We start from the raw sequence: 13,874 nt of genomic DNA, 5'->3' as shown, positions 1-13,874 counted from the left end.
TGCAAGACCTGCAGTGTCAGGTACTTCACGGATCGCGGCCTGTATTGTGTTGGCGTGCTTGAATCCAGATATGGTTTTCGCCAATGATTTACCTCCTGTGCAAATGATAGCCAGAGATGTGCTGGTCAGGGAGTTTCAATTCAGTGGCAACGCAGTCATCAACACCTCAGAATTGCAAGCAATGTCGGCAGCCTATCTTGGCAAGCGTGCCACTTATGCTGATCTGGAAGAGTTGCGGACCCGCATTTCACGCCTGTATGTGGAACGCGGTTACCTCAATTCTGGCGCTATCCTGGTCGTGGCAGAGGGCAACGAGCCTTTTCCATCAGGCATAGTCAGCATAAGTTTGATAGAAGGACGCATCTCTGAAGTACGGGTAAAGGGGGAAGAAAGACTGCGGCCAGCGTATTTGCAGCAGCGTTTGCTAAGGGATGACGAAGTATTCAATATGCCGGTCTTGCAGCAGCGTTTCCAGCTCTTGCTGACTGACCCGCTGTTTGAAAAAATCAATAGCCGCATCATCCCCGGTGACAAGCCTAGTACTGCCATACTGGACATCGATATTGTACGTGCCAAAGCCTATGGCCTGAATATCTATGCCAATAACTACCGTGCGCCCTCAATAGGGTCAGAAGTTTTGGGCATGTCAGGCTGGGTGCGCAATCTGAGTGGCTATGGTGATTATCTGGAAGCCAGTGTCGCCCATAGCGAAGGTGCTGATCCTGTACATCTGGGCTGGAACATGCCAGTGAATAGCCGTGGCACGGCATTGAAGCTTGGTCTTGATAAAGGCAGCTCCTCTGTTGTTGGTGAATCCATGGCAGCGATCGATATCAAGAGCCGTAGTTCAGGTTATGAACTCGGCATGAGCCAGACTTTGTCGAATAGCCTGCAAAGAAAAATCGAACTTGGCCTCAGCTATAGCCAGCGCGATAGCCAGACCAGTTTATTGGGCGAAGCGTTTTCCTTCACGCCGGGCGAGCCTGATGGTTATTCAAAAACCAAAGTAGTGCGCTTTTCCCAGGAATGGACAGAACGCTGGGAAACCCAGGCCCTGGCCTTGCGCAGTGTGTTTGCTTTTGGCCGCAATAATATAGACAACAGCGATATCAGCAATAACAACTTGCAGGTACCCAATCAGCATTACCGCATCTGGACAGGGCAACTGCAGTATGTAAAAAACCTCGGCAAGGCCGGCGATCAAATAATTTTACGCGCTTCTGCGCAGCAAACACCAGACCGTTTATTGCCCATGGAAAGATTCTCGCTGGGTGGCGTCGCTACCGTTCGCGGTTACAGAGAAAACACTGTCGTACGTGACCGTGCCTGGTTATTGAATGCAGAATACCATTACCCCTTGCCAGTGTGGCTAGAGGCGGGGCACAAATTCAAGCTGATTGCCTTTACTGATCTGGCGACAGCCAGCAACCAGGGCGAGGCTGCACAAAGACTGGCCTCGATAGGCGTGGGTATGAACTGGCAATGGCAAAACTGGGCAGCCGACTTGTTCCTGACCAGGAAGCTCATTACTTTGCCGGGGCAGAGCAATGGCAACTTGCAAGACCATGGCGTGCATGCCCAATTGACTTACCATTTATTTTGAGAGTGCGGCATATGCGTAAGAAATTTGCCTCACCAGCCAGATGTATCTTGATTGCCAGTGTACTGGCAATGTCTGTTCACTTGGCCGCATCTGCAAACGATGCCGCGCTGGATCAGGGCGTGCGTGAATGTGCCAGCGGTAGTTACACGCAGGCATTGTCCGTACTACAAACTGCTTACGCCAGAGCGGATCAGACAGCGGATAAAGTCAAGGCAGCATCTGCACTGGCACAGACTTATGTGCAGATGCATCAGGTTGCCAAGGCGGAACCCTACCTGGTATTTGCCTTTGATCACGCCAGCAATAAACTGGACAAGGCTGGATATGCGATTGATGTTGGCAACTGGCAGCAGCAACAGGGGCATGCAGAACAGGCGCGTTACTATTATGATACGGCGCTACAGTTGGCACCATCGGATGCCGCAATCGCGATCAGTGTCGGACTGAACCGGCAAAAGCTGGAAGTAAAAAATCTGACCCCGGCAGCTAGCGTGAAAGACCTGCAGGCATTGTGGCAGCAACTGATACAAACAGGAGAACAGCCACAAGCTGCCCGCTATAGCCTGAATCTTGGCGTCCAAGCCAGGGCTTTGGGCACAGAAGGGCAGAACCTGGCTTTCCAGGCATTCGACCATGCGCACAAACTAACTGCAAAGCAGGGCCAGGCACGATTGCAACTGGAAGCGCTGGACCAGCTTGCACAGCTTTACGAAGATGCACAACGCTACGATGACGCCCTCGCCTTGACAGACAAGGCTTTGCTGGTTTCACAGGGCCAGGAAGCGCATGACCTGCTCATCAATATCGAATGGCGCCATGGCCGCATCTTGCGGGGGCAAGCAAAAAATACTGAGGCAATCGCCGCCTATCAAAGAGCGCTTGAGCATATAGAAGCAATACGCACCGACATACCGGTCGAATATCAGGATGGCCGTTCGTCGTTCCGCGAAACCCTGGAGCCAGTGTATCTGGGGCTGGCAGATTTGCTATTGCAGACATCGGCGCAACTGGATGATGTACAAAAAAATGCACAATTGCGTCGCGCCCGCGATGTGCTGGAATTGCTCAAACAAACAGAATTGCAAGACTATCTCGGCGACCGCTGCGCTGTTGATACTGCCAGGGCCAATCGTAAGACTGGCAAGAATGATGTGATTGCACATGATACAGCAATACTGTATCCCATCATCTTGCCCGACAGGCTTGAGCTTTTGCTGGAAACAAGCAAGGGCATGTACCGCCATAGCATCACTATGTCTGTCGCAAAGATGCGTGCAGATGTACTGGATTTCGGCAATATCCTGAAAGATAACCTCTCATTCAAACCGCAGGCCAAGCGGCTGTACCAGGCCTTGCTGGCACCTGTTGATGCTGAACTCACGCAACAAGGCATACGCACACTCGTCATTGTTCCTGACGGTGTGTTGCGTTTATTACCCTTTGCCGCCCTGCATGATGGCCAGCAATTTGCCATAGAAAAATATGCGATCGCCGTAGTGCCTGCTTTGAGTCTGACGAATACCAGTGCGCGCAAACGTGGTGACACTACATATAAAACGCTGCTGGCGGGCATGAGTGAGCCAGGTGCTGTGGTTGATAAATTGCCTGGTGCAATGGTTGAGCAATTGCTGGCAGCTAATCCACAAACGACTGCAAATGGCAGGCAAGTTGCCAGGGCCGTGCTGACGCGTAGCCTGCGTAACATCCCCAAGACAAGCGAAACTGTTATCCTGAACAAGCCAGAACAACACCAGCAATTGCAACAAATGCTGGCGCTCGCTGGCGTCGATGAAGAAATCCGCACACTGGAAAAATTGACCAGTAGCCAGACTTTGTTGAATGCGAAATTTACCGTCGCTGCATTTAGTCAAAAAGTCAAAACAGGTGATTACCAGATTGTGCACATTGCTTCGCACGGTGTGTTTGGTGGCACTGCCGACAGCACCTTTGTCATGGCGCATGATGACTTGATCACCATGGATAATCTGCAAGGTTTTTTACGGGCAGGCAGTATGAAAAATCAGGAGCTGGAATTATTAACATTATCAGCCTGTGAAACGGCAGAGGGTGATGACAGGGCACCACTGGGTTTGAGTGGCGCAGCTCTCAAAGCCAGGGCCAGGAGTGCCCTGGGTTCATTGTGGCCCGTATCTGATGATGCGGCGACTTTGCTGATGGGTCAGTTTTACCGCCGCCTGGCAGAACCCGTCACGAGCAAGGCGCAGGCTTTGCAAAAGGCACAATTGGAATTGATGAAGAATAATCAGTTCAGTCATCCATTTTATTGGGCACCATTCATCATGGTCGGGAGCTGGTTATGAAGTCTAAGCAATTACATAAGGTGGGCTTGCTCAGATTAAGCCTTGTCAGAGTAAGCCTGTCCTTGGCTTTTGGAAGTATGCCTGTATTTGTTTACGCTGGTGCCACCACGGACGGCACAGTTGGTGCCGTACAAAACCTCAGTGGCAATTTTGTTGTACCACAAAGCCTGGGTACAACCAAAGGCGGTAATTTATTTCACAGCTTTAAAAACTTCAGTATAGAAAATGGTGAGTCTGCCACTTTCACCACTACGACGGTGTTGCAAAATGTCATAGCCCGTGTCACTGGCGGCGCATCCTCGAATATCAATGGTTTGTTGAAACTCAGTGCAACTGCGGGTAACCAGCCGCATTTTTATTTCATCAATCCTGCTGGTGTGATTGTTGGCGCCGGGGCTGCCATTGATGTACCTGCAGGTTTGCATATCAGTACTGCAGATTATGTGAAATTTGCCGATGGAAATTTTTATGTCGATACGGCGAAAGCCAGTACTCTGTCTGCAGCCGCGCCTGAAGCTTTTGGATTTTTGGGTAATAATTCTGCCACTATCGAATTCAAAAATGGCGCGACTGTCAATGTCCGCCCGCAACAAGCGCTGAGCTTGGCCGCTGGCGATATCACGATCAATGACTCCAGCTTGCTTGCACCCGGCGCGGCAGTGCGTGTGGCTGCAGTGGGCAAGAGCAAGCTGGAAGTTGGTTTTGCCGGTGATTTGCCTGCAGCGGGTGGCAAGTTGAGTATCCTCAATGGCGGCAGCATCAATGCGTCGGTGAATGGCAATGTCGATGGCGCCCAAGTGCGAGTACAGGCTGGGAATATTCTGATTGACGGCCAGGATGCGCGCAAGCCTACTGGCATTTTCAGCAATGCCAATGATGGCGGCGCCAAATCAGGTGACATTTTTATTACGGCAAACCAGCAGCTCAGCATCGTCAATGCTGGCCGCATTTCGACTTCTACCTTCAGTTCTGGCAATGCCGGTTCCATCAAGCTGGATGCAAGTAGTGTCAGTATGGATGGCAAGGGCCAGGTAACAGGTATTTTCAGCCAGGCTAATGAGGCTTATGGCAATGCAGGCAATCTTGACATCAATGTGGCTGGCAAACTCAATATCCTGAATGGTGCTGTCATTTCCTCATCAAGCTATACCTCAGGCAATGCTGGCAATGTGCGTGTGAATGCCAGCGACATTATGCTGGATGGTGCAGAGGCCAATGGCCCTTATACGGGATTGCTCAGTACTACCAATAAAGGGTCAGGCAATGCTGGTAATGTTGAGGCCACTGCCAAAGGCAAGCTCAGCATATTGAACAGCGCACAAATCTCTTCCGCTACTTATTCTGTGGGGCAGGGTGCCGATGTCAAAGTCACTGCGGCAGAATTGCTGATCAATGGCAACGGTGTCTCTACCGGCATCAACAGTATTTCTGGCGCTGCTGGCAATGCCGGTAATGTCAGTGTCAATGTCAGCGGGGCCACTTCCATATTTTCTGAGGGGGGTATTTCAAGCTCGGCATTTGATGCAGGGCAGGCTGGCAAGATCAGGTTTGTTGGCAATAGCCTGAGCGTTGATGGTCAGGGGCTGGAAGCGGGCATCTATAGTGACGCGGGTGATTTCCGTACCTCAGCCAGCTTCCGTGGTGGTAATGGCGGTGATATTGATGTTAGCCTGACAGGTAAATTATCACTGGCTGGTGGAGGGCGTATATCCACCACGACTTATACACGCGGCAATAGCGGTTCTATCAATGTGGCTGCCAACTCTGTGGCTCTGGATGGTGACGGCAGCGGCATTCTGGCAGAAACCATAGGCACGGGTAATGCGGGCAATATCGCAGTCAAGACCAGCCAGTCTTTGCAGATACAAAACGGTGCCAGGATTTCTTCAGCCACCCATTTTGTCGGCAATGGCGGCAGCGTCAGCATTGATGCTGCCAGCCTTGATATTGATGGCAAGAGCCTGGCGACTGGCATCTATAGTGATGCTGGCACGCAGGCACAAGGCAATGCAGGAAATGTAGCTGTCAATGTGGCAGGCAATCTGTCATTGAAGGATGGTGGTCAGATATCGTCGGCCACGACCAGTTATACCACTGGTTCAGCTGGTACGGTGAAGGTCAATGCCGCCAACATCAGCCTGGATGGCAAACTCAGTAATTCTGTCAAGGATGATGAGGTGAATCCCAAGGTCTTGAGTACCGGTATCTTCAGCAGCGCTAATGCCGGTGATGAATCTACCAGCAGGTCGGTCGGCAATGCGGGGACCGTGAATGTCACGGCGGGCCAACTGCAGATGAGCAATGCAGCATTGATTTCATCAAGTGCCTATGCCAGAGGCAAGGCGGGAGAAGTCAATGTCAATGCCAGTAAAATTCGTGTAGATAGCAATGCCATCATCAGTTCTGAAGCCGGTGCTGCATCCAGCGGTTATACCGGCGATGTGAATATCAAGGCGACAGACAGCCTGAACATCGATCAGGGCATAGTATCAATTAGCAATGCTGCCCAGGTCAGCGCCGACAAATTGCCAGCCAAGACCCTGCTGGCAATTGATGCCTCAAATATCACATTGCAGCAAGCGCAGATTACTGCTTCTGCCAGCGGCAATGTGGCGGCCAGTGATATTCGCCTCAACTACGGTCACCGCCTGCTTGCCAAAAACAGTAATATCAACACCAGTGCTTTTGATGGTAATGGCGGTGCAATTACGGTACAGGGTAAAGGCGCTTTGATACTTGAGCGCTCACAAATCACTACCTCCGTGACAGGTTTGCAGACCGGTAATGGCGGTGACATCAGCATCAGTGCACCAGCCTTGATACTGCGCAGTGGTTTTGTCCAGGCAAATACTGCGGCCAAGGCTGCCAGTGGTGGTAATGTGAACATACAGGTGAACGCCACCATCGCCAGCGGTAATCAATTGCTGCTTGGCGGTGCGCCATTAAAATTTGACGGTAGTGGCAAGAATTTGATACAGGCAGCGGCACCTGATGGCGTGAACGGGGCTGTCAGATTGAGTAGCCCGCAAGTCGATTTCTCTGCCAGCCTGGTGAACTTGAATGCGCAGACTTATGATTTTGCTGACCTGGCGGCAGACTTGTGCAGGCTGGGCAGCGGTAGTTCCCTGAGTCTGGTCGGAAGAGGCGGTTTATTGCCCACAGCCACTGGTTTATTGAGATATTAAGTTGCCATGACCAAGTCCAGACGCCTGCAGGATTTTTTTACCCCGCGCTTGCTGCAAGTGCTGGGTTTGCTGGTGCTGCTTGTTGTGGCTGCAATCTTGCTGCGTTTGCCAGCGGTCATAGCGATAGACAATAAAATTCTCGACCTGCAATTCAAATTGTCGCGTGAATACTCTCCTCAAAAAATAGCCATAGACCCCGTTGTAGTGGGAATAGATGAGGCCTTTCTTGATGAAGTCGATGAGCCACTGAGCCTGAATCATCAGCATCTGGCCAATTTTCTGAAAGCCATGAACCAGGCGGGAGCCAAAGTAGTAGGCATGGATTTAAGCCTGCCTGAAAAGCGCTTTGACAGTCTCATTTCTACCCGCAAGGACGCGGTTGATTTTCATAAAATATTGCTGGGTGGTCTGCTCGACAGCATACAGACCACGCCGCTGGTTACTGCCAAAATCTGGGATTTGAAGCATGCGCATTACCGCGATATCCAGGTGGATTACGCAGCTGTACTGGGCATGCAGGGCGAACAATTTCAGGCTGTTGCCTCAGCTGAATTTTGTCGCGACAGTGATCAGCGCATACGCCGCTTTCCGGGGCGTGATTGCCAGCCTGACCGCAGTGAACGCGGCCTGGCGACTGAGATAGCGGCAGCAGCAGGTGTACGACAGGACTGGAATGGTTTGATCAATTACCGTCTCGGTGAGCGCTTCAAATATGTCCCGCTACAAGAAGTCTTGAAGCTTGCCGGGCAGGGTAAAACAGCAGAATTACAAAAACGTTTTGCAGGCAAAGTCGTCTTGCTCGGTGCCACCATGGATGCGACTGATCTGGTGGATTTGCCAGTGTCACTGGCAGCCTGGTTGCCAGTAAATGATCCTAATCCTGGTGTACTGGCACACGCGCAGTTACTACGCAGCATACTGAATCAGCGTTTATTGCAGCAGGCTGGCACGCTCAGTCTGTTTGCTTTGTCTGCCTTGTTTGCCCTGTTCTGGCTGGGTCGCAGCATACGCATTAAAGTGCTGGTGTTTGCAGTGGCGCCTGTGGGTCTGTTCGCAGCCAGCAGCATCGCCATGCAATATGATGTATGGGTGCCGCCAACGGCCGCTTTTCTGACTGGCTTGCTGGCTTTGAGCAGCAGCAGTGCATGGCAAGCCTGGCAGCATTACATCGACAAGCAAAGGCTGAGCAAGGCTTTTTCTGGCCGCGTCAGCCCGGCTGTCATGCAGGAGATAGTTGAAGGGCGTATAGACCAGACTTCACAAAGCAGGCGTTTGCATGTTTGTGTCTTGTTTTCTGATATCCGTAGTTTCACCACTTTGTGTGAACATGCACAGGCAGAGGATGTGGTCAGTCTCTTGAATCGCTATTTTGCCGTCATGAGCAAGCCTGTGCATGAACATGGCGGTACCATAGACAAGTTTATTGGTGACGGCATGATGGCATTTTTTGGCGCACCCAAGCGACTCGACAATCCAGCACAAAATGCCTTCAATGCCGCGCAGGCGATGCTGGCTGCATTGGATACATTGAACCTGGAATTTGCGGCAGAAGGCAAGCCTGCATTGCAGATAGGTATAGGCCTGCATGCGGGCGATGCAGTCATTGGCCAGGTTGGTTCAGCAGAGCGGCACGAATATACGGCCATAGGTGACACAGTCAACACCGCAGCAAGGATAGAGGGCTTGTGCAAGGACGTGGGTTATCCTGTCGTTTGTTCGGAGGCCGTGCTTGCCAGCCTTGAAGAAGCTGACACGCTGACCCCGCTCGGTGATAAAAACCTCAAGGGACGTTCTGCCATTGCCGTTTGGGGTTGGCAGCCGGTATCTGTTGTTACTGAAATTTAAATACCGCAATTTAATTGATGAGTGTGATGATGAAAAAAAGTATGAGTGGATTGAGAACCTATCTGGCGATTATAGTCAGTCTCGTCGCAGCGCTGACTTGCGGCCTGGCACGTGCTGAAGCTGCACTGGGCATGGTGCTGGACGTACAGGGCAATGGCAAGATGGAAGTCAATGGAGCGACATCCAAACTGCAATTGCTGGCTTACCTGCAACCGAAAATGCAAATTACGCTGGAGACAGGTGCCAGGGCTTCGCTGTCCTTATATGCGACACGCTCCGTATATCAACTGACAGGTCCTGCAACGGTAAGCATAGAAAAAGACGGCGTCACCAGCCTGCTAGGGCAAAAAGCGATAGTGCGGCCCATGGCAGAAAGACTCGTGCGTGCTGCGGAAACCAGCAATGTGATTGCCGGTGCCGTGCGTATGCGCCAGGTGCCACCGCGCATCGTTGCCGTTACACCAGAAAACAATTCCCTGTTGCTGGGCCAGCGCCCCGGCTTTAGCTGGATTTCTGCAGAAACTGCTGACTTTGAAATCAGCATCCAGGACATGGATGAAAAGACCGTCATCACAGAAAAAACCCGAGAGAATAACTGGCAATTACCAGAGAAGATAAAGCTGGAAGAGGGGACAACTTATCGCTGGCAAGTTGCTTACGTCTCGCCCAAAGATGGCAAGACATATACCGCCAGGGCTGAATTCAAAATGGCTAGCAAGGCAGAAACCAATAGCCTCAATGAATTGAAGCCAGAAGGCAATGCAGGCGTTGAAGACTGGGTCATGTATGCCGCCATGCTGCAAAGCAGGCGCGCTTTTGCCGAGGCCAGGCAAGTCTGGCAACAGATAGCGCGACAGCGGCCTGATTTGCAAAAACTGTCTGAAGCTGCTCCTTAAACAAAAAACGCCACGTTCATTTCTGACCGTGGCGTTTTAGCAATGCGCAGTATTTTATGCTGCTGTATTCATGCCGGTATCAAGAAAATCGACATGAAAATCAACAATGACCTGGCCTGCGATACGTTGTACAGAGCCGTCCTTGTGCATACGGCTGACAGTCTTGTCTTCGCGTGAGCGCACGTCAATCTGGAATTCAGGATGACTCTTGGCAAAGGCGTCCTGTATGGTTTCCCTGACCTGTGCGATCAAAGCTTTTTCTGAGGCAGAGACAGTATCAATTGCATCCTGCGCTGTTTGTTCGGCAGCAGCGGCAGCAGTTTCGGTATCACCAAAGAACTGATCCACCGTTTGTCTGAATTCTCTTTGTGTCGTCACCACGTATTGTATTTTTGCGATAGGGAACAGGCTATGCACGATACGTGAAGCCATGACACGCTCAGGGTCTGTCGTCATGACGGTCAGGCTGTCAGCGTTCTCTTCGAGGATGACCCAATGATGATCTTCTACGTAGGCGCGCTTGAAGTTTTTCAGGGCCTCCGGGCGGGCACGGTCTGCCTTGTAAGGCTGGTATTCACATTCAAAGAATGTCGCCAGAGAATTGCCTATATCCGTCAGGCTGACTTCAAATTCATCAATGAGGATTTCTTCCACGTCCACACCCTTGCGGCGTGCTGCACGCGCAGCCAGACCCAGTTCAGGTATCGACAGTATCGATGATTTGATCAGTGAATCAAATTTGGTATGAATCACCTGCGGTGACATCAGGCGCTGTGCGAAAGCCACGGCCAGGGTGTTGCGCAGGTATTTGAAGCCTTCTTCCAGCAGTGGTGGGAACTGGCAATCATTGCGGTTGTTGATGAGTTGCAGCACACCCAGCAATTCATTGCTTTGTTCATGAATCAGCGGGCCGACCAGCATGTGCTTGGTGCGAAAACCTGTGCGTTGATCAACACGGCGCAAAAATTCCAGTTTGGGCGAATGCTTCCTGAGTTCAGTTTCGTCATACACATTCAGAATATTGACGGTCTGCTTGCTCATGGCGACAAAGCCAGCCACACTTTTTTCAGAGATAGGCAGAGCAAAATCCTTGAATGAGGTCAAACCAGTTTTGACCTTGGATTCGATGGCATTTTTCTTGTAGTTGACCGAATATAGCGTCAGGCGCTCACAATCAAACAGATCGCAGATATCGTGCGACAGATCGAGCATGATTTGCTCGATATTGCTGGTCGAATGGATGGCATTCGTGATGGTTTGCAGATTCTTGAAGAAATTTAAGCGCGCATGCACGTCTTCTTTATCATAGACATCATACTTATCTTGCTGGACACGGCGTACAAAACTCATAAATTTGCTTTCATCGATGGAAATTCAATCCCGGCTATTTTGCCACAGCCGGACTATATCGTCATTGCGACACTGATAAGCTTCCGCCCGTTTTTTGTAAAAGCCTGTACCGACAATTGCCTTCAGGTAAATGTACATCTTATTTTATGGCTATTTCCATAAAGAAGGGGGCATTTCTGCCCACCTTTGTCTGAATATTAATTACCAGATAGTGATGCGCTTTTCAGGCGCAACATACATCTTATCGCCTTCCTTGACGCCAAAAGCAGAGTAAAACTCTGGCAAATTCGTCAAGGGACCGTTGCCGCGGAATTCGGCGGGGGAATGGAAATCAGTACTCACCCTGAGTATGGTTTCTCCATCGCGTGATTTGCCGCGCCAGACTTGTGCCCAACCCATGAAGACACGCTGGTTGCCGGTGTAGCCATCAATCACTGGCGCTGGCTTGCCACCCAGTGAGATTTGGTAGGCCTTGTAAGCGATCGACAGGCCGGAATTATCAGCAATATTTTCACCCAGAGTCAGCGCACCATTGACCTTGTAGCCCGGCAGCGGGCTATAGGCGCTGTACTGGGCAATCATGGCGGTTGTCAGTTTGCTAAAGTTGGCCTTGTCGTCCTTGGTCCACCATACACGCAAATTGCCATCTCCGTCGAACTCGCTGCCAGAGTCATCAAAACCGTGGCTGATTTCATGTCCTATGACTGCACCTATGCCGCCATAATTGACGGCATCGTCGGCTGCCGCATTAAAGAATGGTGGCTGCAATATCGCTGCCGGGAAGACGATTTCATTCTGGCGTGCATTGTAATAAGCATTCACGGTTTGTGGGCTCATGCCCCAGTCAGTACGGCTGACCGGTTTGCCCAGTTTTGTCAACTGCCGCTGATATTCATATTCACGGCCACGTATGATATTGCCGACCAGATCATCCTTGGCAATGGCCAGTTTGCTGTAGTCGCGCCATTGATCAGGGTAGCCTATCTTGGAATTGAATTTGGCCAGTTTGGTCAGGGCTTCTTTCTTGGTTTCCGGGCTCATCCAGCTTAGGGTTTCTATGCTTTGCTTATAGGCCAGCAGCAAGTTGTTGACCATGGTTTGCATGCGTGTCTTGTTCTCAGGCGGGAAAAATTTTTCCACATACAATTGCCCCAGTGCTTCTGACAGAGCTTCTTCCACCCGGCCTACGCCACGTTTCCAGCGCGCCTGATTGGCCGGGACACCGCGCAAAGTTTTACTGGTGAATTCAAAATCCTGATCGACAAAGCGCTGGCTGAGGAAAGGTGCATAGGTGTTCAGGGTTTGCCATTTCAGATAAGTCTTCCAGGTATCAAGCGGGGTGGTTGCAAGGACCTTGGCCAGGTTACTGAAAAAATCAGGCTGACGCACAATGACATAATCCATTTTGCCTGCCATGCCTGTCTCATTGAAATAAGTTCCCCAGTCAAAGCCAGGCATTAATTGCTCAAGCTGTTTCATGTCCATCTTGTTATAGGTTTTAACCGGTTTCCGGTTTTCTACCTTGGTCCATTGTATTTTGGCGATCTCGGTTTCCAACGCCATGACGGCGGCTGCGCCTTGTTCCGGCTTGGGTTGGCCGCTCATACCCAGCATTTTTTCCAGATGTTTGAGATAAGCGTCGCGGAAACCCTGCCACTTCGCATCATCCTGTTTCAGATAATAATCAGGATCAGGCATGGTCAGGCCATTTTGGCTCAGATATACCGCATAGCGGCTGGAGTCACGCGCATCCTGGTTAATGCCCGCCGCAACAGGCGTGTTGACACCAAGCTTGCTGAGTTCTGCCATCAAGGCTGGCAGTTTTGATTTATCGGTAATGGCATCGATGCGGGCAAACTGGCTTTGCAGTGGTTTGATATCAAGCTCGTTGGCGCGGGCTTCATCCATGAAGCTGTTAAACAGGTCAGCAATTTTTTTCTGATTGGAACCAGCCGTCAATTGCTTGTTGGCAGCTAGGGCCTGGATGATGTCGTAAGACCTTTGTTCTGACAGCTCACGCAACTGGTCAAATGAACCAAAGCGGCCACGGTCAGCCGGTATTTCTGCAGTCGCCAGCCATTTGCCTGACATGTGCTGGTAAAAGTCATCTTGTGGCCTGACGTTTTTATCCATCCACTGCAAATCAATGCCCGATTGCAGTTTATTTGCGTTGATTGTGCTGTTAGTGCCTGCACTTGTATTTTGTGCATAAGCAGGCGTTGCCAGCATATTGGTGAACAGGCTGGCAAGAGCAAGAGAGATAAGGGTACGTGACATGGTATGTCCTGGCTATGAAGCTTGTTGTGTGGAAAGAGTGGTAGATGCTTCAATTTTCCTAAAGTTCAGAGAATTTAGAGAAACTTATGCTGCAGAACGGCAAATATAATGATTAAGAAATACCAGCGAAGATGCCTGGCAACTGGCTCGCCAGGCCAATCAGGCTGATGGCCAGCACTATGACCTGGCTGGATTACTGGAACAGGGAAGCGGGGATGCCCAGGTCTGGCAGGCGGCACGACCATCCATAAGCTATCCGGCAATGGGCGGGAGCCTGTAAATAAAAGTGTGTAAGTAATTCTGGCAGATGAAGCTCCTATAATGAGGAATTGCCAAAATGACGACAAACGCAATGGAAAGAAGCAAACTGCAGGCGCTGGCCAAAGAGCTGGCGAAA

Annotated in this window: 7 protein-coding genes; 5 read left to right on the top strand and 2 right to left on the bottom strand. The window is 50.8% G+C overall.

Going from position 1 to position 13,874, the window contains the following annotated elements; all coding sequences use genetic code 11:
* The first annotated feature begins 70 nt into the window (after positions 1-70).
* From ACO0LN_RS15610 to ACO0LN_RS15590, 5 genes are all read left to right on the top strand, one after another.
* A complete protein-coding gene (locus ACO0LN_RS15610; RefSeq protein ID WP_422975310.1) occupies positions 71-1,603 on the top strand; it encodes a ShlB/FhaC/HecB family hemolysin secretion/activation protein in 1,533 nt (510 codons plus the stop codon).
* Positions 1,604-1,614: 11 nt separating this feature from the next.
* Positions 1,615-3,924: a CHAT domain-containing protein gene (locus ACO0LN_RS15605; RefSeq protein WP_422975308.1), complete on the top strand. Its 2,310-nt coding sequence runs from the start codon at positions 1,615-1,617 to the stop codon at positions 3,922-3,924.
* Positions 3,925-4,001: 77 nt separating this feature from the next.
* Entirely contained in the window at positions 4,002-7,109 is a 3,108-nt protein-coding gene (locus ACO0LN_RS15600; RefSeq protein WP_422975306.1) for a beta strand repeat-containing protein, read from the top strand.
* 6 nt (positions 7,110-7,115) lie between these two features.
* Positions 7,116-8,954 (top strand): CHASE2 domain-containing protein, encoded by a 1,839-nt coding sequence (locus tag ACO0LN_RS15595; protein WP_422975304.1) that lies wholly within the window; start codon positions 7,116-7,118, stop codon positions 8,952-8,954.
* A gap of 29 nt (positions 8,955-8,983) precedes the next feature.
* A complete protein-coding gene (locus ACO0LN_RS15590; protein WP_422975302.1) occupies positions 8,984-9,850 on the top strand; it encodes a hypothetical protein in 867 nt (288 codons plus the stop codon).
* Between the two features lie 54 nt (positions 9,851-9,904).
* On the opposite strand, the gene ACO0LN_RS15585 is transcribed toward ACO0LN_RS15590, so the two are convergent.
* Together ACO0LN_RS15585 and ACO0LN_RS15580 are read right to left on the bottom strand one after the other, a co-directional pair.
* Entirely contained in the window at positions 9,905-11,200 is a 1,296-nt protein-coding gene (locus ACO0LN_RS15585; protein ID WP_422975300.1) for a hypothetical protein, read from the bottom strand.
* Between the two features lie 201 nt (positions 11,201-11,401).
* On the bottom strand, positions 11,402-13,477 hold the full coding sequence (locus tag ACO0LN_RS15580; protein ID WP_422975298.1) for a M13 family metallopeptidase: 2,076 nt from the start codon (positions 13,475-13,477) through the stop codon (positions 11,402-11,404).
* Positions 13,478-13,874 lie beyond the last annotated feature (397 nt).

The organism is Undibacterium sp. TC9W (assembly GCF_049339865.1).
Taxonomy (GTDB): Bacteria; Pseudomonadota; Gammaproteobacteria; order Burkholderiales; family Burkholderiaceae_D; genus Undibacterium.
This window is presented reverse-complemented; position numbering and strand designations above follow the sequence as displayed.